The sequence below is a fragment of the Polyangium jinanense genome (genome assembly GCF_028435365.1).
This window is the reverse complement of record NZ_JAGTJJ010000020.1, coordinates 20,384-41,540: the sequence shown is the minus strand read 5'-3', so window position 1 is coordinate 41,540 and position 21,157 is coordinate 20,384. Positions and strand designations below refer to the sequence as shown.

Sequence of the window (21,157 nt, the reverse complement as noted above, 5' to 3'; positions counted from 1 at the left end):
TTTAATCGAGAGCCCGACGCAGAGCAAGCGCGGCTAGCGCGTCGTAGTGCGCCTCCAGCGTGATGGCGAGCTTGCGCGCGTCGTACGTCGCGAGGACCTTCTGCCGCGCCGCCTCGCCCATGCGCGCACGAAGCGCGGGATCCTTCGCGAGACGCACGAGTCCCGTGGCGAGGCCCTCCTCGTCACGTTCGGCGTAGAGCAAACCGCTCTCACCATCGACCACGATCTCCGGGATCCCCGCGTGCCGGCTCGCGATCGCGGGCAAGCCCGTCCCGGCGGCCTCCACGAGCACCGTGGGCACGCCCTCCTTGTCGCCGTCCGCGGCCGTCACCGAGGGGCAGAGCATGAGATCACTCTCGCGCATCACGACGGCGGGATCCGTCTTCGGATCGAGGATCTCGACGTGTGGCCCGAGCCCGAGCTCCTCGATGAGCGCGCGCAGCGGCGCGCCGAGTGGTCCGGGCGCCGGGAGCCAGCGCACGCGTAGATCCGCGCCCGCGGCCCGCGCGCGATGCACGGCGCGGAAGCCATGGGAAAATCCCTTCTTCTCGATCTCGCGGCCGCACATCACGACGGAAAGCGGGCCCTTGCGATCGGCGCGCGGCACGGGGCTGAAGCGTTCGAGATCCACGCCGTTCGGATGGATGGCGATCTTCGAGGCGGGGCAGCCGAGCCGCACGAGATCGTCGCGCATCGCGGTCGAGAGCACGAGCACGAGATCGCTGCCCTCGAAGAGCGCGCGCTTGCCGAGGATGTAGTGCCAGTAGCGGCGCAGGTGCTTCTGCGGCTCGAGGAGGATGCCGACGTCGCCGCCGTAGAACGAGGTGACGACGGGGAGCCCGAGCTGCTTGCCGTACACCGCCGCGATGAGCCCGTTCGTGCCGAACTGGCCGTGCAGCACCGTCGCGCGTGTCTCCGTGAGCGCCTGCATCCACGCGGGATCGAGCGTGAGCCTTCCATGCAGCGGGCGAAGCGCCTGGCCGAGTCGAGACGGATGCCTTTGCCCGAGAATCCGCGGCTCGGTCCAGGGGAAGCGCTCCTCGTTGGCGACGCGGTGGCAGAGCGTGATCGCCTGGTACCGCGTGAGCGAACGCATCTGGTTGAAGAGGAACGTCTCGGTGAACGAGAAAGCCGTCCCGAGGAGGAAGGCGACCGCGGGGCGCGCGGGATCTTGGCCGCTCACCTGGAACGCTCCTCCCTGCACGCGTCGATCGTGCGATCGATGCCGTCTTCGAGCGAGACCTCGGGCTTCCACGCGAGCCGGGCCTCCGCACGCGCGGGATCGCCGTAGTGCGCTTCGGGCTCGTCCGCGGGGCGCGGCGTCGCGCCGAGCACGGGTCCGCCGCGTTCGGGTTGGATACGATCCACCACGAGCCGCACCACATCGGCGACCTGCCGCGGCGTGCCCGTGCAGATGTCGATCACATGCCCCACGGCCTCCGCTGCCGTCGCGGCGAGGGTCACCGCGCGGGCCACGTCGCCCACGTACACGAAATCGCGCCGCTGCAGACCGTCGGTCATCGGAAAATCCCGGCCTGCGAGGCAGGCGGCGATGAGCGCGGGCAGGAGCTGCCGCGGCTGGGATCCCGGTCCGTACACGAGGTACGGCCGCAGCACGACGACCGAGAGCCCCTGCTCGCGCAGAGGCCCGAGGAGCAGCGCGTCCGCCTCGGCCTTCGTGCGCGCGTACGGCGTCCGCGGCGCGACCTCGCCTTCCGCGTCGTGCGGCGAAGGCAGTTTTCCGTACACGTCGCTCGTCGAGAGCACGACGAGCCGCGCGCCCACCTCGATCGAAGCCTCCGCGAGCGCACGCGTCGCGCCCACGTGAAGCGCGTGCATCGCCTCGGCCTCGTCCTCGGAGGCGCGGGCGCGCGCGTCGGCCGCCAGGTGGATCACGACCTCGGGCCGCGCCCGCTGCATCTCCGCGCGGATCACCTCCGCCGATCCGAGATCGACCCTCCGCAGCTCCGTGCGATCGAGCCGCGTCCCGGCCACGCGCCAAAGCCGTTTGAGATCCGACGTCTCTCGCGCGAGCAGCGTGAGGCGCGTTTCCTGCTCGAGGAGCGAGCGCGTCACGTGCGCGCCGATGAACCCCGTGGCGCCCGTGATCAGCACGCGAAGGCGGCTCACGGCCGGCCCTTCGTTTCCTTCGCCTCGACGTACACGAAGAGGTTCACGCTCGTCTCTTCGCGGAAGATCCCGCGCGCGTAGCGCTTCGCCTTCCACCACGAAAACTCGCCCGGGAGCCGCGTCCGCCCCGACGTGAAGGCCTCTCGATCGAGGTCCACGATCCGTAAACGAAGCCCCCGCTTCCTCGCTTCGAGCTCTCGCAGGATCCGCACGACGCGGCCCTTCGTGATGTACTGGATCGTGTCGAGCCCCGCGGTCGGCTTGCCGATCGCTCGCAGGTAAGCGCGCGCGAGCGGCCGCGGGAAAAGCGGCAGCCAGGGCACGCGGTAGTGCCCCTCGAACGTGCCGCGGTAGTCCGGGCAGCGCAGGTGGATCCCGCCGCCGGGCCGCGTCACGCGCACCACCTCGGCGAGCACGCGATCGACGTCCTGCACGTGCTCGATCGTCTGGTAGCTCGTCACGCAGTCGAAGTCGTCGTCGGGGAACGGCAGCGCTTCGCCCACGCCGTCGTGGAAGCGGCTCATCCACTCCGCGGGGTACCCACGCTCCTTCGCCTTCAGCCCGTTGAACGTGTGTTTCCAGCCCTCGGGATCGATCCCGACCATGTCGTAGCCGTGCAGGAGCCCGTAGAACACGGCGCTCCCGCAGCCCGAGGCCATGTCGAGGATCCGCTTCGCGCCCGGCAGCGCGGCCTCGATCGTGTCGAAGCGATGCTTCGAGTTCGTATCGTCGGCCATCCACGCTTCGACCACGCCGTCGAGGAACGGGCGCGGCGGCAGACCGAACCAAGCGCTGTACTCACGTTCGAGCTCGGCGCGCAGGAAATCGCGGGCAGCGGACATAAGCGATGCCCGGGTATAGGGCCCCTCGCCGATCGATGCAACAGCGCGCGGCGCCCGGGCGCCTCGTGACTTGACGCATCGGAGCACGCATGGCACTCGGCGTCCGTGCAGCGCGACGAGGCCCGCGGGGTGGGCGAAGGCGACGAAGCGGAACAGATCCGCCGCTTCTACCGCGAGCGTTTCCTGCCGCAGAACGCGTGGTGGCCGATCCTGCCGCACGCGTACTTGTGCCAGCGCCAACGCCAGCGCCGCATTCGCCAGTGCTTGCAGGAGATCGGCGCCGGCAGCTTCGAGGACCTGCGCAAGCTGCGGGTGCTGGAGGTCGGCTGTGGCGGCGGCTCGAACCTCGCGTGGCTCGTGGAGATGGGCGCGGATCCCACCGAGCTCGTGGGCATCGACCTCGTGCCCGAGCGGATCGAGCAGGCGCGGCAGCGATGCGCCGGCGTGCGTTTCCTCGCGGGAAACATCCTCGAAACGGACGTGGGCGGGCCCTTCGACGTCGTGATGCTCTTCGCGGTGCTCACCTCGGTCACGAACGCCGAGACGAAGCAAAAGATCGTGGAGCGTTGCTTGTCGCTCCTCCGCCCCGGCGGCGCGCTCCTCTTCTACGACCTCATGACTCGCCGCGAGGATCCGGGGACGCCGAACTACAAGAAGCTCACGTACGCCGAGTTCGAAGGTTACCTCGGCGGCCGCCGTCCTCGGTATTTCAAGCGGGATTACCTGCGCCGCGACGTCGCCGAGCGCATCGTCCCCCTGCCCCGCGTCGGGCTCTTCGCCGCCGAGGTCCTCCAGGCGATCGGCTGGTTCAACATCGAGGCGACGTTCGCCCACGTGCGCGTCTAGGGCACGGCATGAAGGACCCCGCTTCCAGCGCGCCGCTCATCACGATCGGCATCACCTGCTACGCCGAGGGCGACTGGCTGCTCGACTGCTGGAACAGCGTGCTCGCGCAGACCGATCCGCGCTGGTGCGCCGTGCTCGTCATGGATGGCACCGAGCACGCGCGGACCCGCGAGATCTTCGCGTCGCTCGAGCATCCGCGCCTCGTGAAGTACGCGATGCCCGAAAACATGGGCCCGTACCCGACGCGCAACAAAGCCTTCGAGCTGACCGAGACGCCGTTCCACTTCTACCTCGACGGCGACGATCAACTCGTGCCGAGCAGCGTCGCGCTCGTCCTCGAGACCTTCCAGCGCCACCCCGACGCGGCCTTCGTCTACGGCGACAACCAGCGCTTCGGCGCCCACTCGTTCGTGCACAAGCACCGTCGCGAGGTCACGTGGGACGACTTCATCGCGGGACAACCCACGCCCGGCCCCTGCGCTTACCGCAAGGATCTCTGGGTGGAGCTCGGCGGTTACGCGACCGAGCTCGCGCGTGGCAACGGCGACTACGACTTCCTCATCGGCGCCGCCGAGGCCGGCCGGCGTGGCTACCACTGCGGCGAGATCCTCTATCGCTACCGCGTCGGCCACGCCGCGAAGGTCTCGAAGAGCTACGACCGCCGCTACCACGAGACGCACGAGATCATGGTGCAGCGGCATCCACGCTTCTTCGCGGATCCGCGGCGGCGCGACCGCTTCCTCGCCCTCGCCTACCTGCGCTCGGCCGAGGCGAACCTCGCCACGGATCCGCGCAGGGCGCGCGAGCTCGCGCGGAAGGCGATCGACCTCGGCCTCCGCTTCGACACGCGCCCGTGGAAGACCCTCGCGAAGGCGGGCCTCGCCGAGCTCAGCCGAGCACGTTCTTCAGGGCGCGGAGGAGCTCCGCCACGCTGAAGGCCTGCGCCGGACCGCCGTTCGGCGAGAACGGCATGTTGCCGCTCCCGAGCTCCGGCACCTGCCCCACGGCGATCTCGCGATCGGCCGCCGCGGCGATCAGCTCCGGGATCTCGGCCACGAGCGGATCCTCCGCCGGCAGCACGCTGCGCACGGCGCGCGCGTAAAACCCGAGCAGCCACGGCCAGGCCGTCCCCTGGTGATACGCGGCATCCCGCTCGACGACGTTGCCGCCGTAGTACCCGTGGTACGCGGCATCCGAAGGCGCGAGCGTCCGGAGCCCCGCCGGCGACACGAGCTCGGCCCGCGCCCGCGCGATCGTCGCGCGCGCCCGCTCCGGCGAGAAGCAGGCCGGATCGATGGCCAGCGCGAGGATCGCGTTCGGCCGGACCGACGCGTCCTGGAACGCGCCTTCGCCCGTCAGCGACTCGGAGATCACGTCGAACGGATACGACGTCTGCTCGCACCAGAACCGCGCATGGAACGCGGCCCGCGCCCTGCGGCAAGCGATGTCGGCCCGATCGGCGAGCGACTCCGCGCCCGCCGCGTGCGCGAGCCGCGCGAGCGTGTGACAGCCCCGCGCCCACAGCGCCGACAGCTCGATCGCGCAGCCCACGCGCGGCGTCACGGGCCTGCCGAACGCGCGCGCATTCATCCACGTCGGCGCGTCGCCGGGTTTGCCCGCCGCGAGCAGACCATCCGTCGTCACGCGGATCCCGTTCGGCGCGTCGCCGCGCAGGATCGCCTCGAACGAGGCCGTCATCGCCGGCACGAGCTCGCTCTGCAGGAACGGATCCGACGCGCCGAGCACATCGGCAAAACACCGCGCCGCCTCGAAGAGCCAGAGCGTCGCGTCGGCCGAGGCCGTGTCGGGGCGGCCGTCTTCATCGGCCCTGCGGCTCGGCACGAGCCCGCCCTCCATGCTCGCCACGATCCGGCGCGCCACGCGCTTCGCCTCTTCGATCTTGCCCGTCGCCAGGTACAGCCCCGGCAGCGCGATCAAGCTGTCGCGCCCCCAGCCCTCGGCCCACGGATACCCCGCGACGATCCCCGGCTCCGGCGCGAGATCTGCGCGGAAGAGCTCCGCCGCGACCGAGAGCTTGCGCTCGAGCGCGGACCGCTCGGGCCCCGGATCCTCGGCTTCGAGCGCCGCCGTCGTGGCCGCGATGAGATCCTCGGGTTTGCCCTCGGGCAGCTTCTCCACGCCGACGACGAGGAAGCTCGGCGTGCCCGATCCATCCGCGCGGATCTCGAACACGCCCGGCGTCCAGAGATCCTCCTGGAACTCGAGCCCTCGATCCCGCTCGATGAGGTACTCGAAGCGCCGCCACCAGTCCGGCGAGCCCACGAACGTGCCCTCGTAGCGGAAGCAGAGCTTCGGCAGCGCGCGCATCGGACGCACGCGCATCTCGCCGGCGCGCAGCTCCACCCGCTGCTCCATCGCTCCGTGCTCGCGCATCAGCGCGTGCATGTGCCGCATCGCGAGCAGCGGCCGCAGCGTGATCACGACCGGCTGCGGACCGCGCCACGTGTAGCGCAGCACCGCCGCGTTCTCCCCGCGCACGAGCGCGAGCAGCACCTCGAGCTCACCTCCCCCGACGGAGTAGGTCCAGCGCGGCACCGGATCCTGATCGAAGCGGTCGAGGTAAAACGGCCCGCGCTCCGGGTTGATCCCCGGGAACTGGTGCGTCGCGAGATCCCACATCCCGCGCGGCGCGAGTGACTTCACCGCGACGTCGACGTGCGAGAGCACGACGTGCCGCGCGCGCGGCGGCTCGAGCGCGGCGACGAGCAGGCCGTGGTAGCGGCGCGTGTGCATGCACGCGATGGAAGAGCTCGCGTAGGCGCCGGCGCCGTTGCCCGCGACCCACTCGCGGAAGAGCGCACGACCGAGATCGTGCCTCACGTCGACATGCGGCCAGATCGACTCGTCCGAGGCGCCCCCGCGCCCGCTCATACCGTGTGCCCTCCGCGATCGAGCGTGTCCTCGGCCGCGCGTCGCATCACGTCGAGCGGAGGCTCTTGCCCGGTCCAGAGCACGATCGATCGGGCGGCCTGCCTGACGAGCATCCCGAGCCCGCCTTCGGCCCGGAGGCCACGGGAGGCGGCGGCGTGCAGGAACGGGGTCATCCTTGGGGTATACACGACGTCGTAGGCGAACGTGTCGCTTCCGAGATCGTCCCAGGGAACGACATCCCGAACCGACTCGCCCGGGTCCTTGCCGAGCATGCCCGCGCTCGTGGCCTGCACGACGAGTGACGCGCCCCGCGCGAGATCCCACCACTGGAGCCGAAGCGCCTGCGAGGCAAAACTGTCCGGCGCGGGTTCACCCGGCGAAGGCCAGGGCAGCGGCAACGCCCCCATCCGCCGCACCTGCTCGGCCGACGGCGCCGTCTCGACGTTCTCCGACCGCGCCCACGAGCGGGACGTCACCGCGATCACTTTGAACCCCAACTTCTTGCACGCGGCCACGGCCGCGACCCCCGCCCCGCCCGCGCCGATGATCATCGCCCGCTTACGCGATGCGTCGGGCGCGAGCGCGGCGATGTCGTCCGCGAGGGCATCCGCGTCCGTGTTGTAGGCCCGGAGCCGGCCGTCGCCGCCGCGGCAAAGCACGTTCGCCGCCCCCGGCTCGGCCGCGCTCGTGTCGACCTCGTCGGCGAGATCGAGCACCGCGCGCTTGTGCGGCAAGGTCACGTTCGCCCCGGCGATCGCGCCCCGCCGCACCTCGTCGACGACCGCGAGGAGCTCGCCCGCGGTCGGCACGTCGATCGCCCGGTACACGTGCGGCAGGCCGAGCGACGCGTACGCGACCGTGTGAATCACCGGCGAGAGCGAGTGCGCCACCGGATGCCCGAGGACGGCGAAGACCTTTCCCTCAGCCATCATTCCCCTCGCCTTCCCCCGGATCGAGCACGGCCGTGACCTCGGCGCGCAGCGCGCCCTCGTGCACCCGCACCGTGATGGACTCGCCCACGGCGACCTCCTTCGCGGCCCGCACCGCGCGCCCCGACGCGTTCGTCGCGATGGCGTACCCACGCGCGAGCACCCCGAGCGGCGAGAGCGCATCGAGCCGCGCCGCGTGCCGCCCGAGCGTCGTCCGGAGCCGCTCGACCCTGCGGCGCTCCGCCGCCACGAGCCGCACCTCGAGCGGACCGATCGCCGCACGCGCCCCGGCGATCACCGCCCGTGGATGCCGCGCCCCGAGCCGCCGCTCGATCTCCGAGAGCTCTTCCTTGCGCCGCGCGGTCGCCCGCTCCATCGCGCGTTCGAGCTTCATGTTCAGCTCGTCGAGCTTCTGCTGCCGCTCCGCGAGCAGATCCGCGGGCGAGCCGATCGACCGCGCGAGCCTGTCGACCACGACCCGCCGCCGCTCGATCGTCTGCCGCGTGGCGCGCCACATGCGCGTGACCAGGTGCCGGAGCTGCTTGCGCCGCTCCATCCGATCCGCGACGAGCATCTCCGCGGCCTGCGACGGCGTCGCCGCACGCGCGTCCGCCGCGAGATCCGTCAGCGTCACGTCGACCTCGTGCCCGACGGCGCTCACGACCGGCACAGGGAAACTCGCCACTTTCCGGACGAGCGCCTCGTCGTTGAAAGCGGAGAGATCCTCGGCCGATCCGCCGCCGCGCCCGAGGATCACGACCTCGACTTCAGGCACGCGCGCGAGCTGATCGAGCGCGCGGGCCATCGACTGCGCGGCCCCCGGCCCTTGCACCGTCGCCCGCGCGAGCAGGATCCGCGGCGCGCCGCGCCGATACGACACGGTCACGATGTCGTGGATGGCCGCGCCGTTGCCGCTCGTCACGACCCCGATCACCGCCGGATCCACGGGCAGCGCGCGTTTCCTCTCGGCCGCGAAGACCCCCTCCCCGGCGAGCTTCTGCTTGAGCCGCTCCAGCGCTTCGAGCAGCGCGCCGCGCCCGGCCGGCCGCACATCCGTCACGGAGAACTGGAGTTTTCCCCGCGGCACGTACACCGTCGCGCGCCCGATCAGCACGACGCGCGCCCCGTCCGCGAGCAGCTTCCGCGCTCGCGGCGAGGCCGTCTTGTACATGACGCAGTCGATGCAGGCGTCCTCGCGCTCGTCCTTGAGCGTGAAGTACGCGTGCCCGCTCGCGTGCGGCCGGAAGCCTCCGACCTCGCCGAGGACCCGCACGTCCTGCGTGGCGCCCTCGACGACACGACGAAGCCGCTGATCGAGCGCGGCCACGGAGAGGACCTCGGGCTCCTCCGCGGCGGCGCGGCCTTCCATGGAGCTCCCCCGAGGCTGGTAGGCCGCCACCTCGTCGGAGTCTCCTGCCCCGTGAAAAGAGAGCGCAGGGCCCGATTCGCGTCGCTGCACGGCGGGCGAGAGGTAGCTCGTAACTGGCCAGAGGGAAAGGGTTTCCTTGAACGCTCGGGGCTCCGGGTCGCCTTCGGCGCACAGAGCCCCGAACCCCCACCCGCCCGCCGCCGAGCCGTGCTACGTGGCGTCCGTGATCCGCAAGGTCCTCATCGCCAACCGCGGCGAGATCGCCGTCCGCATCATCCGCACGCTGCACGAGATGGGCATCGCCGCCGTCGCCGTCTACAGCGAAGCCGACCGCAAATCGCTCCACGTGAGGGTCGCCGACGAGGCCTACTGCATCGGCCCGGCCCCCGCCCGCGAGAGCTACCTCGACATCGAGCGCGTGCTCGACGCCGCGCGCAAATCCGGCGCCGACGCGATCCATCCCGGCTACGGCTTCCTCTCGGAAAAGAGCGAGTTCGCGGAAGCCTGCGAGCGCGCCGGCATCACCTTCATCGGCCCCCCGTCACGCGCGATGGCCGCGATGGGCTCAAAGACCGCCGCGCGCGCGAAGATGGCGGCTGCCGGCGTCCCGATCACGCCCGGCGGCGACGCCTCCACAGTCGAGGAAGCACGCGCGACGGCCGAGCGCGTCGGCTACCCGGTGCTGATCAAGGCGGCGATGGGCGGCGGCGGCAAGGGCATGCGCCTCGTGCACAACGCGGACGAGATGGCGAGCGCGTTCGAGCGCGCGCAAAGCGAGGCCGCGCGCGCATTCGGGGATCCCACGGTCTACATCGAGAAGGCGATCCTCCGGCCGCGGCACGTGGAGATCCAGGTGATCGGGGATCGTCACGGCAACATGGTCCATCTCTTCGAGCGCGACTGCTCGATCCAGCGTCGCCACCAGAAGGTGGTCGAAGAGACCCCCTGCCCGGTCGCAACGCCCGAGCTCATCCGCCGCATGGGCGAGGTGGCAGTGAAGGGTGCGCTCTCGGTCGGCTACTTCTCGGCCGGGACGTTCGAATTCCTGCTCGGCGAAGACGGAAGTTTTTACTTCCTCGAAATGAACACGCGTCTGCAGGTGGAGCACCCGATCACGGAGTGGATCACGGGGACGGACCTCGTCTCCGAGATGGTGCGTGTGGCCGCAGGCGAGCGGCTGTCGTGGCGGCAAGAGGACATCGTGCGTCGAGGCGCATCGATCGAGTGCCGCATCTACGCCGAGGATCCAATCGGCTTTTTGCCGAGCCCCGGGAAGATCGAAGCGCTACGCGTGCCCGCGGGCCCGTGGGTGCGCGACGACAACGGCTTTTACGAAGGCGCAACGGTGCCGAGCCATTACGACCCGCTGATCTCGAAGGTGAGCGTGTGGGGGCCGGACCGGAAGACGGCAATCCAGCGCATGCGTCGCGCGCTGTCGGAATACGTGGTGACGGGCATCAAGACGAACATCGTGTTCCACGAGAAGCTGCTCGCGCATCCGGCCTTCGTCGAAGGCCGCTACACGACAGGCTTCATCGAGGAGAACAAGGAAGCGCTGCTCGGCTACTCGGACGTGCACGAGGAGGACGAGGCAACGCTAGCCGCAGCGATTGCGGTGGCGGCGGCGCGGGCGGAGATGAAGTCGCGGAGGACGGAGGGGCAGGCGCTCGAAGACCGCGGGCGGCTGTCCCCGTGGGTGGAGCAGCATCGGGCGCGGGTGATGCGGTAGGCAGCGTAGCGCCGGGGTTTCACCCCGGGCCCGACCAGGGGTTGTCCACCCCTGGACCCGGACCAGCGCAAGCGCTGGACTCGGGGTCGATGAACTGCGCGATGCGCAGTTCATCGAACAGAGACGACCCTGCCAGCCAAGACGGCAGCGCTGACGTTTCGATGGGCAACGCCGTGCCTGGTCTTGCCACCGGCCTGTGGGAAGAACTGCGCATCGCGCAGTTCTTCCCCAAATGGTCCAGGGCTTGCCCTGGTTCGGGTCGAGGGGCGAACAGCCCCCGCGGGGTCCGGGGCAGCGCCCCGGCGCGACGCCGGAGTGGAGAGGGGTTGTGGGTGAGGATCAGCCGGTCGGCGTGCTCGGCGTGTCCTCGTTGGCGCGCGCCTTCTCCTTGGTCGCGACGGCTTTGAGCGCGGGGCCCGACTGGTAGGCGAGCAGGTCCTCGAAGGGGGCGAGGATCTCAGCGCCGTCGGGAGAACGATCGGCACGGCGGCGGATCTGTTGCGCCATCTCGCCGAGCCGCATCGCAATCTCATGGCCCCGCATGAGGCGCGTCTCATGGAGGAGCTCGAGGAGCTTCTCGACGGCAGGCACGACCTCGTCGATGCGCTCGACATCGACCCAATTCGCAGCGAGCGCCGCGACCTCACCCGGATGGATGCCGGCGCGCTGGAGAGCGACAGGCGAGGCGGTCACGATGGTCTTGACGGCAACGTCATACCCCTCGCGCAGCTTGCTCAAACGGCTGATGTGGTCGGGCGTGATGTCGACGAGAGCAAGGTCCGAGACGTCGATGACCTGATCATTCGGCTTGGGATGCTTGGGATCGGACATGGGAAGACTCCTCCCCGAAAGCGGGGGGTATAAGGCTGTACAGTCGGGCTGCATGATTGCAGCACGCGTATTGGACGAGGCCGTGTCTTCAAGAATGGAGGCCGAGCAAGAAGGCGACGGGGACGTATACGCGGGGGGATGGGGACGAGGGGTGGACGGGGAGAGGCCGAGTCTCTGGAGACACGAGGGCGTGGGGCGGGAGCGGAGAAGGTTGGGGCGGCGGGGGTCGGGGGCGAGGGGGAGGTGAGGCGGGGTCGTTGGGGCGACGGACGGGCGAATATGGGGTGAGTGACGCGAGTGTAGCCGAACACCGACAGCACCATCGGCGGGGTGGGACGGATGCGTGCGGTTCGGAAGGTGAGGACGCCGCGTCAGGACATGACGTCACGAGGGCGAGAGGCGGGTGGGGCCACGTGCGAGGCGGCAGGGTCAACGGGCTTCTGCCATTTCCTGTCAACCGCGCAACAACGCCTGCGTGAACGATCGCACTCTTGGCGATTCAGCTTCGTCCCCGGCTCGCATAAGCTGTTGTTTGACCTTGTCGCAGGCAGCCTCGATAGTGCTCGCCGAGATCCGGTTGTCCGACAATTTGTTCAACACCACCCCGCAGTAATCATCCATTTTCTTGCTAGCGAGGGGCGGAAGGGAGCCACCACCCGCACCAATGCGCGTCATCATGGCAATATGATATTTAAGCGGACGGAGGTAGGCGGGCACAACGTTGTTTCGGAAAAGGCCTTCAAGCCGGTACAGAATGAACGAACTTAGGAAGTACGGAAGCACGCTATGGTCTTCCCTGAACAACCGGTCTCGGTAGGCCGCGATGACCTCGCCATAATAGCGGTGACATGAATGCGGCTCCTCTAGAAATACGGCTGTGAAGCTGGCCACTTGCGCTGCGACCGTTACAACCTGATGAGGGCGAACCGAAGTGCCGTCGTATTGCCGTGAGCGCCGCTCATAGAAAAGGGGATGCACACCGCCACGCGACATTGCCTCATACAGGTCTTCGAGCTGCTTATGAAACGGCGACAGTGCAATAAATGCCTCCGGCTTAATCTCAGTCTGTCGGTTAGTGGCGCGAATAATCCTTGCGGTAATATCGGGATCTTCGGTCGCAATAAGCTTAACCGGAATATGCACGGCCGTTTTGAGTTCATCCTGCGCAAAAAACAGAGCGTGACTCGTTTGACAACCATTGACCACTTGGTAGTCCGTGAGGCGAAACCGTGTACCGGTTGGCTCGATACTGCGCGCCACGATCGTGACACCATTGTTCAGGATAGGAAGGAGAGACTGCGACTCGGCATTCAAGAGAGTGCTCTGAATCTCGGTGTTCACGGGCGTATCCCCCTGAAAATCCCGAATATTCTCGTAGAACACAGCCTTATTGAGGCGATTATCAGGCGCCGTGATTAGCTTCAGGTATTCTTGCGCAGAAAGAATACCAATATACGCCACCGCCACGCCTTCGAGGCGCGGGATTATAGCATGGCGCTCAAATTCAATCTCCTGGACCAGTCTGCGCTTCTGGTTCTTGTACTTCGCCTTTATGCCCGTGGCGTCAAGAGGCTTAAACTCAACACTGGAGAACAGGTGCAAAGAGCGAAGCTGGGCCAATTCGGCATCGACACGAGCTTGAACGGTCGCATCACCAAGCCATTCGCCAGTTGTAGCATAAAACAAGCGCAGCTCGGGGTTACGGCGAAAGTTAATACTTTTCGCAAACAGTTTATCAGCCAGTCCCCGTCGTTGTGAGATCGCCTTATTCGACGGTAGTGCGCTCGACGGGTTAAAGAACTCCTTTACGCCGAATAGAAAGCTACCAATCTCGGCAGCGTTAAATTTCGTTCCCATCTTTGCCTGTGTGAATACGAAGCTCACTTCCAAGCGCCCGCGAAGGCGAGCGACATCGTCGAGTTGCTCAGGCGAAGTGATGAGACGATCATTCACTATAATGGCGACACCATCGATAGCAGTATCCCCACCCCCGGCGACGTGAATATCCGCCAAATCGAGCGGGTCCATCAGTTCAGGCGCAATCGCGCAGTAGTTTACGAAATGCTCAAACAGCAGCGGCGGGGTGCTCGTGGCCAGGTTGAAGTCCTCGGCAAAGTCAGCGACGTACGCTTCGAGAATTTTGTCCATGAGGCTTTCCTTACACGATGCAATCCAGTACTTGCCGTAGGCTAGTAGGCAAGCTGACCCGGTGTCAAGCTCGCCGTGGAAGCCAAGCAACGTAGCCGGAAATACCGCCCCCGTGTCCGCTCGAAATCCTTAGCACGCGGGCCCTTGCCCACCTCACTCCTCCGCCGCCGCCTCCACCCTCCCTCGCCGGCGAGAAAGCGCCGTGAGCGCAGCCGCATCCCGGATGAGCGCCGTGTCCTCGTCCAGGGACGCCCACGAGCCGCACAAGCCACGCGCGCGCTTTGCATCCACGTGGCGGGCATGGTACGCTTCGTCCTGTCGAAAAACGGCGGACCGGTTCGGTGAGCCCCGGTCACTCCCAGGTCGGGAGCCCTTGTCCCTCCAGCACGGAGTGAGACCCACGGCACGATGACGCACGTGTGCGTCCAACGTGGAGGCTCTCATGAAACTCAATCACCTGGACCTGCAGGTTCCCGACGTTCGCGCCGCTGTCGAGTTCTTCGAGCGCTACTTCGACCTCGAGCTTTGCAGCAACCGCAAGTCCCCCGCGATCGCGATCCTCTCGGACCGCCACGGGTTCACGTTGGTCCTCCAGCGAACGCAGGACGCGCAGGCGTCCTACCCCGAGGAGTTCCACATCGGCTTCCACATCGACGACGAGGACGAGGTGCGCCGGCATCACGCGCGCCTCGTCGCCGATGGGATCGGTCCCATCACGGACGTGATCCAGAATAACCGCGGGGTGATGTTCTATTGCAGAGGGCCGGGCTCGATTGCGATCGAGGTCGGCTGCATGCGGCGCCGGCAGGTCGATCCTGCCGATGTGCCGAACGGATAGCCCCGGGCGCGCGTAAACGCGGATCCTCTCGGGGCGCTCGTCTCCTGGCATATCATCTCGCCTACCGCCCTGAGTGAGCGCTCCACGACGATCCATTGCCCGAGCCTCCGCTCCCGCGTCTCCACGACGTACCAGCGGTGCCGGAGGACGCACCCGCACGAGCGGGATCGCCCACCAGGGTTGTCCAAGCGTCCCCGAGTTCCCATCGCACGAAACGCGAGGCCGCCGAGCGGCGCGTCGAGCGGCCGCTTCGATGGCTCCTTGGCGCGCGATCTTGAAGGCGGCCTGCACGACGCTCGCGAGCGAGCGCGACGGCTGCGCGGCTGCACGTGCTATTTCGTCGATCGCTTCTAGTACCTCGACACAGGGATCCTGATCGATTCGTTTCAGGGTTGCCGAAGGACGGGAAGCGCCTCGGGGTCCACGAGGAGCTCGATGCTACGAGGCTGTCCGGGTTGGCGGCGGATCAGCCCTTTGCGCTCCAGTTCGACAACCATGCGGTGCACGGTGGGCGGCGTGGTTTGGAAATAGGTCTGCATGTCGGCCTCCGCCGGCGCTCTGCGATGTAGCATGAGGTAGGCGTGAATGAAGGCGAGGTACTGGCCCTGTTTTTCCGTGAATTGTGGTCGCATGGACTCGACAAACCATTGATAGTTTGATCGGATGCTTCTTTGGAGGCATCCGATGAACGTGCGCTGGATCGTGGAACTGACGGAAGAGGAGCGCGCAGAGCTGCGCCATTTTATCAGCGGTGGTAGCACGCAGGTGCGCAAGGTCAAGCGCGCGCAAATCCTATTGGCTGCGGATGCGGGAGCCCGCGACGGCGAGATCGCCGCGAGCGTGGCAGTCGGCACATCGACGGTCTACCGGACCAAGCAGCGATTCGTTGAAGGAGGGCTTTCGCGAGCGCTCAACGATGAGCCGAGGCCCGGTGGGACCCGCAAGCTGTCAGGCAAGGAGGAAGCGCTATTGATAGCGACAGCTTGCTCGGCTCCTCCAGAGGGCCGTGCACGGTGGACGCTCGACCTGCTCGCCGGAGAGATGGTGCGCTTGACAAATCACTCATCTCTTTCAAGCGAGACCGTACGGCGTAGGCTGGCCGAGAACGAAATCAAGCCTTGGCAGAAGAAGATGTGGTGCATCCCGAAGGTCGACGCCGAATTCATTGCACGAATGGAGGATGTGCTCGATCTGTACGCGGAAAACCCCAGCCCCGACACCCCGGTCGTCAGCTTTGACGAGTCGCCGGTGCAGTTGATCGGGGAAACCCGCATTCCGATCCCAGCCCAACCCGGAACTCCTGCGCGCATCGACTATGAGTACCGGCGCAACGGTACAGCCAACCTATTTGTCTTCGTCGACGCCCATAACCCCTGGCGACACGTCAAGACCACGGAGCATCGCAGTTGTATCGACTTCGCCGAATGCATGCGGGAGCTGGTGGACGTGCACTACCCCAACGCACGACGCATTCGCCTTGTGCTCGACAACCTATCCATCCACAGCGCTTCCGCCCTCTACCAAGCGTTTCCACCCGACGAGGCCCGTCGAATCCTGCGCAGGATCGAAATGCACTACGTACCCAAACACGCGAGCTGGCTGAACATGGTGGAGATCGAGATAGGCGTGCTCAAACAGCAGTGCCTCGCGCGACGCATCGGCGATCTCGCCACGCTCAAGCGCGAGATAGCTGCGTGGCAGACGACGCGAAACGCTGCAAAAGTCCGAATCCGCTGGATGTTCAGTGTCCAGCACGCTCGCAAGAAGATGGGGCACGCATACCCACAGCCAGCGCATCCCGCGCTGCCTGTCGCTGCGTGAAACAGTCAAGACCTCTGTGTCGAGGTACTAGTTAGCACCTTCGTGGTTGGTGAAGGCGCCGTTGACGACGCCGCGTGGAATCCGCTAGAGAGTTCCAATGTTTAAGTCGAAACGCTTGCTGCCCACGCTGCCCCTGTTCGCGCTCGTCCTCTCTGCCTGTGGCGCGGGGCCGCTGGCCTACGTGCAGGATCACCCGGCGAGCGAGCTATCATGCCCTCGAGAGAAGCTGACCTACGAGCGCATGGGTGAAACCGCTCTCATCTATGCAAGTGGCTGCGGCGAGATCGTCCGGTACGTGGCCCAGTGCAATCCGAACGGGTTGTGTGTCGGCGAGACGCACGTCGTCGTCTCGCGCGGGCTGCGGCGCCAAGCCGGCTTCGATCTCCAGTGCAACGATACGATCGAGTTGACGCGGCTCGGCCAGGACACGTTCGGCGCAACGGGATGCGGGCGTCGCGCCAGCTACGCACTGCTGAACTGCGGTGCGAATGAATGCACGATCGTGCAGAATACGCAGACGCAGTAACCTCGCGCCAATCAAGGCGCAGAGGTGTGCAGAGCGAAAGGCGGCAAGGAGAGCACGCCGCCGGAGGACCCGCGGCTCCGAATCGTACGCGCCTCAGCCCCCGAATGGCTCGCCCGGCGCTGCCTTTGGCGGGCGAAAGTCACGACCGCGTGTCGGACACTGTACGATTCGAGGCAGTGCTTTTGCTTCGTATCTGGGCTAGCAGGACGCCGCATGAACATTCGTGGTGCGGTTCTTGGTTGCTTGTTCCTTACGTTTCTACTCGGTGCGTGTAGCGGGGACTCGAACGAGGGGTCGGGCTCGGACGGCGGCGGTGGGACCTCGTCAGGCACCCCGTCGTGCGCCGACGTCTGCGCGGCCATCGGAAAGCAGTGCGGGCAGGTGCCCCCGAATTGCAGCGATGGCTGCTCGATGCTGTCGGACGAGGCCAAGGCGTGCGTCGTGAACGCGAGCTCATGCGCAGCCATCGACGGCTGCGGGAGCAGCGGATCGGGGGGCTCGTCGAGCGCGAGCAGCGGAAGCTCGAGCGCGAGCAGCGGAAGCTCGAGCGCGAGCAGCGGATCGGGAGGCTCGGGCGATGTCTGCGCGGCCTGCAAGTCGGATGAGTTCTGCGTAAAAAGCTCGTCGGTCGAGTCCGAGGTCGGTTGCGTCGGTCTCCCGTTCGATTGCAACGACGGGCTCTGCCCGTGCCTGATCGCGAAGGGATGCTCGCAGGGCGGCAAGACGTGCTCGGGTAGCATCGTCGAATGCCTCTGAGAGGGTATTCCACAGGCGTCGCGCCGGGGCGCTGCCCCGGGCCCCGCGGGGGCTGTTCGCCCCTCGACCCGAACCAGGGCAAGCCCTGGACCGAGCGGGGAAGAACTGCGCGATGCGCGGTTCTTCCCACAGGCCGGTGGCAAGACCACGAAGGCTCGTTTCACGCTGGTGACGTCGCCAGGTGAACCGCCAGCGCCGCGGTCTTGGTGGGCAGGGTCGTCGTTTGTCTTGACCTGGCCTGTTCGATGAACTGCGCATCGCGCAGTTCATCGACCCCGAGTCCAGCGCTTGCGCTGGTCCGGGTCCCGGGGCGGACAGCCCCGGGTGGGGCCTGGGGCAAAGCCCCAGCGAAGCGCCTCCCTGTCGATAAGCGAAGACAGGGCGCGCACTGGCGTCACGGCTGCGCGATGGACTGCTCGAATGCCGCCGTGTTGCTCTCGTGCTGCCACTGGATTCGTGCCTTGCTGTTCGCCTCGAGGAAGGCCTCGCATGCGGCGGAGGGCGTCATTCCCGGGACGTCGGTCGCGCATTCTTCGACACGCGTGGTGAAGTCGTCGCGCGTCTTCCAGAGGCTCTTGCCCTCGATGAACGCGTGCTCGAGACTCGTCCGTGCGAGCTTCTTGAGTGCAATGTAGCCGAGGCTGTGCTCCTCCACGGCGCGCACGTATTCGTCTGTGATCTCGATTCGAAGGATGCCTTGGTCGTCGGTCGACGGCGCCACGGGCACGTTCTTCGCAATGTATGCGCCGAGTGGGTGCTTGTCGCCCGCGACGCCGAGCAGCGTGTCATTCGACGTCAAACAGATCTCGACCATGACCCCCTTCTGGGCCATGGTCGCGAGGAGCTGATCGGCGCCCTCGCCGGACGTCTCGCCGAGCACGTCGACCCCGTGGCCGATTCGCTCCGCCCCCGCGATGTCCACGGCACTGCGAATGTGATACGTGAGCTCCGCCTGACCTGCCTGCGTCATGGGCAGGACCTCGGGAATGAGCTCGCCCGCGTGCAGACCGACGTGGACCGTCTTCCGGCTCGGATCCTGATCGTTGAAGGTGCGGAGGACGTTCACGGCGAGCATCTCGTCGTTGTAATAGAGGAGGGAGTTCGCATTCTCCTCCGGCGAGACGAGGTTGACGCCCACGAGCTCGGGGACGACTTGCGCGAGCTCGAATGCGAAAACCCACTGGCCGAAGACGTAGGCGCGCGTCCGGGTGCGGGTCCCGGCGACCATGAAACGCACGTCGACGTTGCAGCCGGGATCGGCCATGGCCGTGCCACAGTTGAGCAGCACGTCGGAGCCGGAGAGCGCATTCGCGATGCTCGCCTTTGCGCTGTTGATGGCTGTCTGGAAGCCGGGGTCCGCGATGATCTCGGTTCGCTTCTGCAAGAGGTAGGGCTCATCCCACCCGTCGCCCGGCATGACCTTGGACTCGGCGATGGTGCCGACGGTGCCCGAACCGAAGCCCTGCATCAGCTCGATGTATACCTGGTTGTTGTGCCCCGCCGTCGAGCGGACCTGCGCGAGCATATCGTCGCCGCGGGATTCGTTGAGGACGGCACCGAACTTGCCGAACGCGTCGAAGAAGTGCTGGTGGCCCTGGAGCAGGGTGCCCATGAAGCCCTCCATGGACCAAGCCATCAGCATACTGTCGTAGAGGGCCTGGTCATTGAGCGCATTCGACATGGGCACGGCGTCCCCCATGCAAGGCCCGGCGGAGGCAAAACCCGTGCTCGTGTTGAAGCAGGCCCCGTCAGCCGCTCCCCACTCGATCATGCTCTCGGGTGTCACGGCACCCGAGGTGTGGCTATGCAAATCGGCGCCCTTCGGCATTTTTCGCAAGAGCTCCACGAGGGCCGCGTGATCGTTGCGAACGGCCTCGAGCTGCGCGGCGACCTTCTCCTCGAGCGACTCACCCATTCCGCCGCTGCCGCCCATTCCACCGCCTGCGCCACCTGCGCCGCCTGCGCCGCCTGCGCCGCCTGCGCCACCTGCGCCGCCCTCCCCGCCCGCGCCGCCTGCGCCGCCTTCAGCGCCGCTGCCGCCGCTGCCGCCGCTGCCGCCGCTGCCGCCATCGTCACCGTCACAGCCGGTCGTGCTGATGAGCAGCGCGCAGAGCGCGGACAAAATGAGGCTACGTTGCATGGTGCAATTCTCCAAGATTAAAATCGCCCGCGTCTCCGCCGGGCGATGGACGTCGATGTGGCCGCGCAGGAAGACGTCCGGCACGGGCCGCGGCGTATAGCGTCATCGGATCTGTATTGCAAAATTTCAGGTGACGGCGCAGGAGCGACGCGGACTACTCCGGCGCAAGCTGCTGTCAGGGTGAAGACGTCCGCGCGACACTCGGGGGTTCCGCGATGCCAATCTCGCGCTCCGTCAAACGAAACGGGCGCATCGGGCAACGGGGCTCGTTCGGACGATACAATGCTGTGGGGTCATTTCAACGACGCCGCGAACTGCTTCGCCTCTTCCAGTTGCTCGAACAGCGCGACCGCCGAGATGCGCGCATCCGTCTGCAACCCCTCGGGCTCACCCGGCCAAGCCACGCACAGGTCGGGCGGGATCTCGGAGATGCCCGCCGTAAAGCGATATCGGACCACCCCGAAGACGAGGCCCGTCGCCGACGCGAGCCCCTCGCCGAGCTGGCAACCGTGCCCGCCGAGCCAGAAGTACCGGAAGCCATCGATCTCGCGCGCGAGCATGTACTGCCCTCCTGCACCGGTGCATTCCGCCGTGAAGTAGATGTCCGTCACGGCGATCTCGTCCCCGGTGTCGCCCGGCGTGATCACGTCGGCGGCCGTGTCCAGCGGTGGCTGCGTGGCGCAGCCGTCCCCGTCCGGCACGAAGAGCTGGACGGCCTTGGGCTGCGCCTCCGGGGCGGGCTCCACGACCACACCGCCACACGCGGCGGCGAGCAAGCACAGGGATGAACAAAGGAAGCGGGCGATATTCATAGGCCGGGCATCCTAGCAAAAACCGTGGCCCTCGTTTCGTTCGACGAAACGGTGCGGCCCGTACTCGCCCCCGGCTGATTCGCGGGCTGTACGCGGTCGAGGCGCAGCGTAAGCGCCCGACCAAGTACATCTTCGCGCTCCTCCCGTCGAGCTGCATCCTGGCCTCGATTCGCTGGAGGGACAGATGGCACGAAGGAAGGCAGCAGAGTGGTTCGCGCTCGTGGCGCGGTGGAAGCGCAGCGGGAAGACGGCGGAGGAGTTTGGGGCCGCGGAAGGGGTGCGCGGAGCATGCCGCTGGTCAATGAGCTGTACGGGTGGTTCAAGGATATCCACGAATAGTGTCAATCCTCTCGCTTACTTGACCGATGTCATCGGGAAGCTGCAATCGGGCTGGCCGAAAAACCGGCTGGATGAGCTGCTCCCCAACGTCTGGAAGCCGGGCGGCTCTCCGCGCGACGGCTGACTCGAGCTGCGAGCGCGCCATCGGTCGCTTGTCATGATGCAGCTTCCTGCCGGCGATCTCGACGAGCCGTTCCTGTGTCGGCGGC

The 21,157-nt window shown here is 67.1% G+C and carries 19 protein-coding genes; 8 read left to right on the top strand and 11 right to left on the bottom strand.

From position 1 onward, the window contains the following. Window position 1: 1 nt before the first annotated feature. Genes KEG57_RS27935 through KEG57_RS27925 form a run of 3 tightly spaced genes read right to left on the bottom strand, consistent with a single transcriptional unit; the run spans window position 2 to window position 2,972 of the window. Window positions 2-1,183: a glycosyltransferase gene (locus tag KEG57_RS27935; protein ID WP_272422929.1), complete on the bottom strand. Its 1,182-nt coding sequence runs from the start codon at window positions 1,181-1,183 to the stop codon at window positions 2-4. Next, window positions 1,180-2,130: an NAD-dependent epimerase/dehydratase family protein gene (locus KEG57_RS27930; protein WP_272422928.1), complete on the bottom strand. Its 951-nt coding sequence runs from the start codon at window positions 2,128-2,130 to the stop codon at window positions 1,180-1,182. The genes KEG57_RS27935 and KEG57_RS27930 overlap by 4 nt, the downstream gene beginning before the upstream one ends. Continuing rightward, a complete protein-coding gene (locus KEG57_RS27925; protein ID WP_272422927.1) occupies window positions 2,127-2,972 on the bottom strand; it encodes a class I SAM-dependent methyltransferase in 846 nt (281 codons plus the stop codon). Before KEG57_RS27925 ends, KEG57_RS27930 begins: the two co-directional genes overlap by 4 nt. Window positions 2,973-3,077: 105 nt before the next feature. Here KEG57_RS27925 and KEG57_RS27920 point away from each other — a divergent pair, with 105 nt between their 5' ends. Both KEG57_RS27920 and KEG57_RS27915 read left to right on the top strand, forming a co-directional pair. Continuing rightward, entirely contained in the window at window positions 3,078-3,818 is a 741-nt protein-coding gene (locus KEG57_RS27920) for a class I SAM-dependent methyltransferase (RefSeq protein ID WP_272458939.1), read from the top strand. An 8-nt stretch (window positions 3,819-3,826) separates the two neighbouring features. Beyond that, on the top strand, window positions 3,827-4,753 hold the full coding sequence (locus tag KEG57_RS27915) for a glycosyltransferase family 2 protein (RefSeq protein WP_272458937.1): 927 nt from the start codon (window positions 3,827-3,829) through the stop codon (window positions 4,751-4,753). Here the strand turns inward: KEG57_RS27915 and KEG57_RS27910 are convergent. The 3 genes from KEG57_RS27910 to xseA are packed head-to-tail and all read right to left on the bottom strand — an operon-like array spanning window position 4,707 to window position 9,098. Further along, entirely contained in the window at window positions 4,707-6,710 is a 2,004-nt protein-coding gene (locus tag KEG57_RS27910) for an amylo-alpha-1,6-glucosidase (protein WP_272458936.1), read from the bottom strand. The two genes, KEG57_RS27915 and KEG57_RS27910, sit on opposite strands and share 47 nt — an antisense overlap. After that, on the bottom strand, window positions 6,707-7,642 hold the full coding sequence (locus KEG57_RS27905) for a shikimate dehydrogenase family protein (protein WP_272458935.1): 936 nt from the start codon (window positions 7,640-7,642) through the stop codon (window positions 6,707-6,709). Before KEG57_RS27905 ends, KEG57_RS27910 begins: the two co-directional genes overlap by 4 nt. Further along, window positions 7,632-9,098 (bottom strand): exodeoxyribonuclease VII large subunit, encoded by a 1,467-nt coding sequence (gene xseA, locus KEG57_RS27900; RefSeq protein WP_272458934.1) that lies wholly within the window; start codon window positions 9,096-9,098, stop codon window positions 7,632-7,634. Before xseA ends, KEG57_RS27905 begins: the two co-directional genes overlap by 11 nt. A gap of 133 nt (window positions 9,099-9,231) precedes the next feature. On the opposite strand from xseA, the gene accC reads away from it, so the two are divergent. Further along, window positions 9,232-10,737: an acetyl-CoA carboxylase biotin carboxylase subunit gene (accC, locus tag KEG57_RS27895; RefSeq protein ID WP_272458933.1), complete on the top strand. Its 1,506-nt coding sequence runs from the start codon at window positions 9,232-9,234 to the stop codon at window positions 10,735-10,737. A 339-nt stretch (window positions 10,738-11,076) separates the two neighbouring features. On the opposite strand, the gene KEG57_RS27890 is transcribed toward accC, so the two are convergent. Together KEG57_RS27890 and KEG57_RS27885 are read right to left on the bottom strand one after the other, a co-directional pair. Continuing rightward, window positions 11,077-11,568 (bottom strand): hypothetical protein, encoded by a 492-nt coding sequence (locus tag KEG57_RS27890; RefSeq protein ID WP_272458932.1) that lies wholly within the window; start codon window positions 11,566-11,568, stop codon window positions 11,077-11,079. A gap of 453 nt (window positions 11,569-12,021) precedes the next feature. Continuing rightward, complete coding sequence (locus tag KEG57_RS27885) at window positions 12,022-13,716, bottom strand: AIPR family protein (protein WP_272458931.1); 1,695 nt, start codon at window positions 13,714-13,716, stop codon at window positions 12,022-12,024. A gap of 442 nt (window positions 13,717-14,158) precedes the next feature. Between KEG57_RS27885 and KEG57_RS27880 the strand changes: the two genes are divergently transcribed. After that, window positions 14,159-14,554 carry a VOC family protein gene (locus tag KEG57_RS27880; RefSeq protein ID WP_272422914.1) on the top strand — a complete coding sequence of 132 codons (396 nt, stop codon included), beginning with the start codon at window positions 14,159-14,161 and terminating at the stop codon, window positions 14,552-14,554. Between the two features lie 386 nt (window positions 14,555-14,940). On the opposite strand, the gene KEG57_RS27875 is transcribed toward KEG57_RS27880, so the two are convergent. Then, window positions 14,941-15,186 (bottom strand): LexA family protein, encoded by a 246-nt coding sequence (locus tag KEG57_RS27875; protein ID WP_272458930.1) that lies wholly within the window; start codon window positions 15,184-15,186, stop codon window positions 14,941-14,943. A gap of 52 nt (window positions 15,187-15,238) precedes the next feature. Between KEG57_RS27875 and KEG57_RS27870 the strand changes: the two genes are divergently transcribed. The 3 genes from KEG57_RS27870 to KEG57_RS27860 all read left to right on the top strand — a co-directional run bounded on the left by KEG57_RS27870 (window position 15,239) and on the right by KEG57_RS27860 (window position 17,657). Then, window positions 15,239-16,375 (top strand): IS630 family transposase, encoded by a 1,137-nt coding sequence (locus KEG57_RS27870; protein ID WP_272458929.1) that lies wholly within the window; start codon window positions 15,239-15,241, stop codon window positions 16,373-16,375. 97 nt (window positions 16,376-16,472) lie between these two features. Beyond that, window positions 16,473-16,901: a hypothetical protein gene (locus KEG57_RS27865; protein WP_272458928.1), complete on the top strand. Its 429-nt coding sequence runs from the start codon at window positions 16,473-16,475 to the stop codon at window positions 16,899-16,901. A 213-nt stretch (window positions 16,902-17,114) separates the two neighbouring features. Next, entirely contained in the window at window positions 17,115-17,657 is a 543-nt protein-coding gene (locus tag KEG57_RS27860) for a hypothetical protein (protein WP_272458927.1), read from the top strand. A 394-nt stretch (window positions 17,658-18,051) separates the two neighbouring features. Here KEG57_RS27860 and KEG57_RS27855 read toward each other — a convergent pair whose 3' ends face one another. Together KEG57_RS27855 and KEG57_RS27850 are read right to left on the bottom strand one after the other, a co-directional pair. Continuing rightward, window positions 18,052-19,797, bottom strand: a complete 1,746-nt coding sequence (locus tag KEG57_RS27855) for an adenosine deaminase (protein ID WP_272458926.1) — start codon at window positions 19,795-19,797, stop codon at window positions 18,052-18,054. Window positions 19,798-20,090: 293 nt separating this feature from the next. Beyond that, entirely contained in the window at window positions 20,091-20,609 is a 519-nt protein-coding gene (locus KEG57_RS27850) for a hypothetical protein (protein WP_272458925.1), read from the bottom strand. A gap of 184 nt (window positions 20,610-20,793) precedes the next feature. On the opposite strand from KEG57_RS27850, the gene KEG57_RS56130 reads away from it, so the two are divergent. Then, window positions 20,794-21,072, top strand: a complete 279-nt coding sequence (locus KEG57_RS56130) for a transposase domain-containing protein (RefSeq protein WP_372518262.1) — start codon at window positions 20,794-20,796, stop codon at window positions 21,070-21,072. Window positions 21,073-21,157 lie beyond the last annotated feature (85 nt).

What these genes read in the sequence shown, in the direction of transcription:
- KEG57_RS27885 (WP_272458931.1), bottom strand. Translation starts at nt 13,716, where the DNA reads ATGGACAAAATTCTCGAAGCGTACGTCGCTGACTTTGCCGAGGACTTC.
- KEG57_RS27925 (WP_272422927.1), bottom strand. Translation starts at nt 2,972, where the DNA reads ATGTCCGCTGCCCGCGATTTCCTGCGCGCCGAGCTCGAACGTGAGTAC.
- KEG57_RS27870 (WP_272458929.1), top strand. Translation starts at nt 15,239, where the DNA reads ATGAACGTGCGCTGGATCGTGGAACTGACGGAAGAGGAGCGCGCAGAG.
- KEG57_RS27875 (WP_272458930.1), bottom strand. Translation starts at nt 15,186, where the DNA reads ATGCGACCACAATTCACGGAAAAACAGGGCCAGTACCTCGCCTTCATT.
- KEG57_RS27905 (WP_272458935.1), bottom strand. Translation starts at nt 7,642, where the DNA reads ATGATGGCTGAGGGAAAGGTCTTCGCCGTCCTCGGGCATCCGGTGGCG.
- KEG57_RS27860 (WP_272458927.1), top strand. Translation starts at nt 17,115, where the DNA reads ATGAACATTCGTGGTGCGGTTCTTGGTTGCTTGTTCCTTACGTTTCTA.
- KEG57_RS27865 (WP_272458928.1), top strand. Translation starts at nt 16,473, where the DNA reads ATGTTTAAGTCGAAACGCTTGCTGCCCACGCTGCCCCTGTTCGCGCTC.
- KEG57_RS27850 (WP_272458925.1), bottom strand. Translation starts at nt 20,609, where the DNA reads ATGAATATCGCCCGCTTCCTTTGTTCATCCCTGTGCTTGCTCGCCGCC.
- KEG57_RS27890 (WP_272458932.1), bottom strand. Translation starts at nt 11,568, where the DNA reads ATGTCCGATCCCAAGCATCCCAAGCCGAATGATCAGGTCATCGACGTC.
- KEG57_RS27880 (WP_272422914.1), top strand. Translation starts at nt 14,159, where the DNA reads ATGAAACTCAATCACCTGGACCTGCAGGTTCCCGACGTTCGCGCCGCT.
- KEG57_RS27855 (WP_272458926.1), bottom strand. Translation starts at nt 19,797, where the DNA reads ATGCAACGTAGCCTCATTTTGTCCGCGCTCTGCGCGCTGCTCATCAGC.
- KEG57_RS27910 (WP_272458936.1), bottom strand. Translation starts at nt 6,710, where the DNA reads ATGAGCGGGCGCGGGGGCGCCTCGGACGAGTCGATCTGGCCGCATGTC.
- KEG57_RS56130 (WP_372518262.1), top strand. Translation starts at nt 20,794, where the DNA reads ATGGCACGAAGGAAGGCAGCAGAGTGGTTCGCGCTCGTGGCGCGGTGG.
- KEG57_RS27915 (WP_272458937.1), top strand. Translation starts at nt 3,827, where the DNA reads ATGAAGGACCCCGCTTCCAGCGCGCCGCTCATCACGATCGGCATCACC.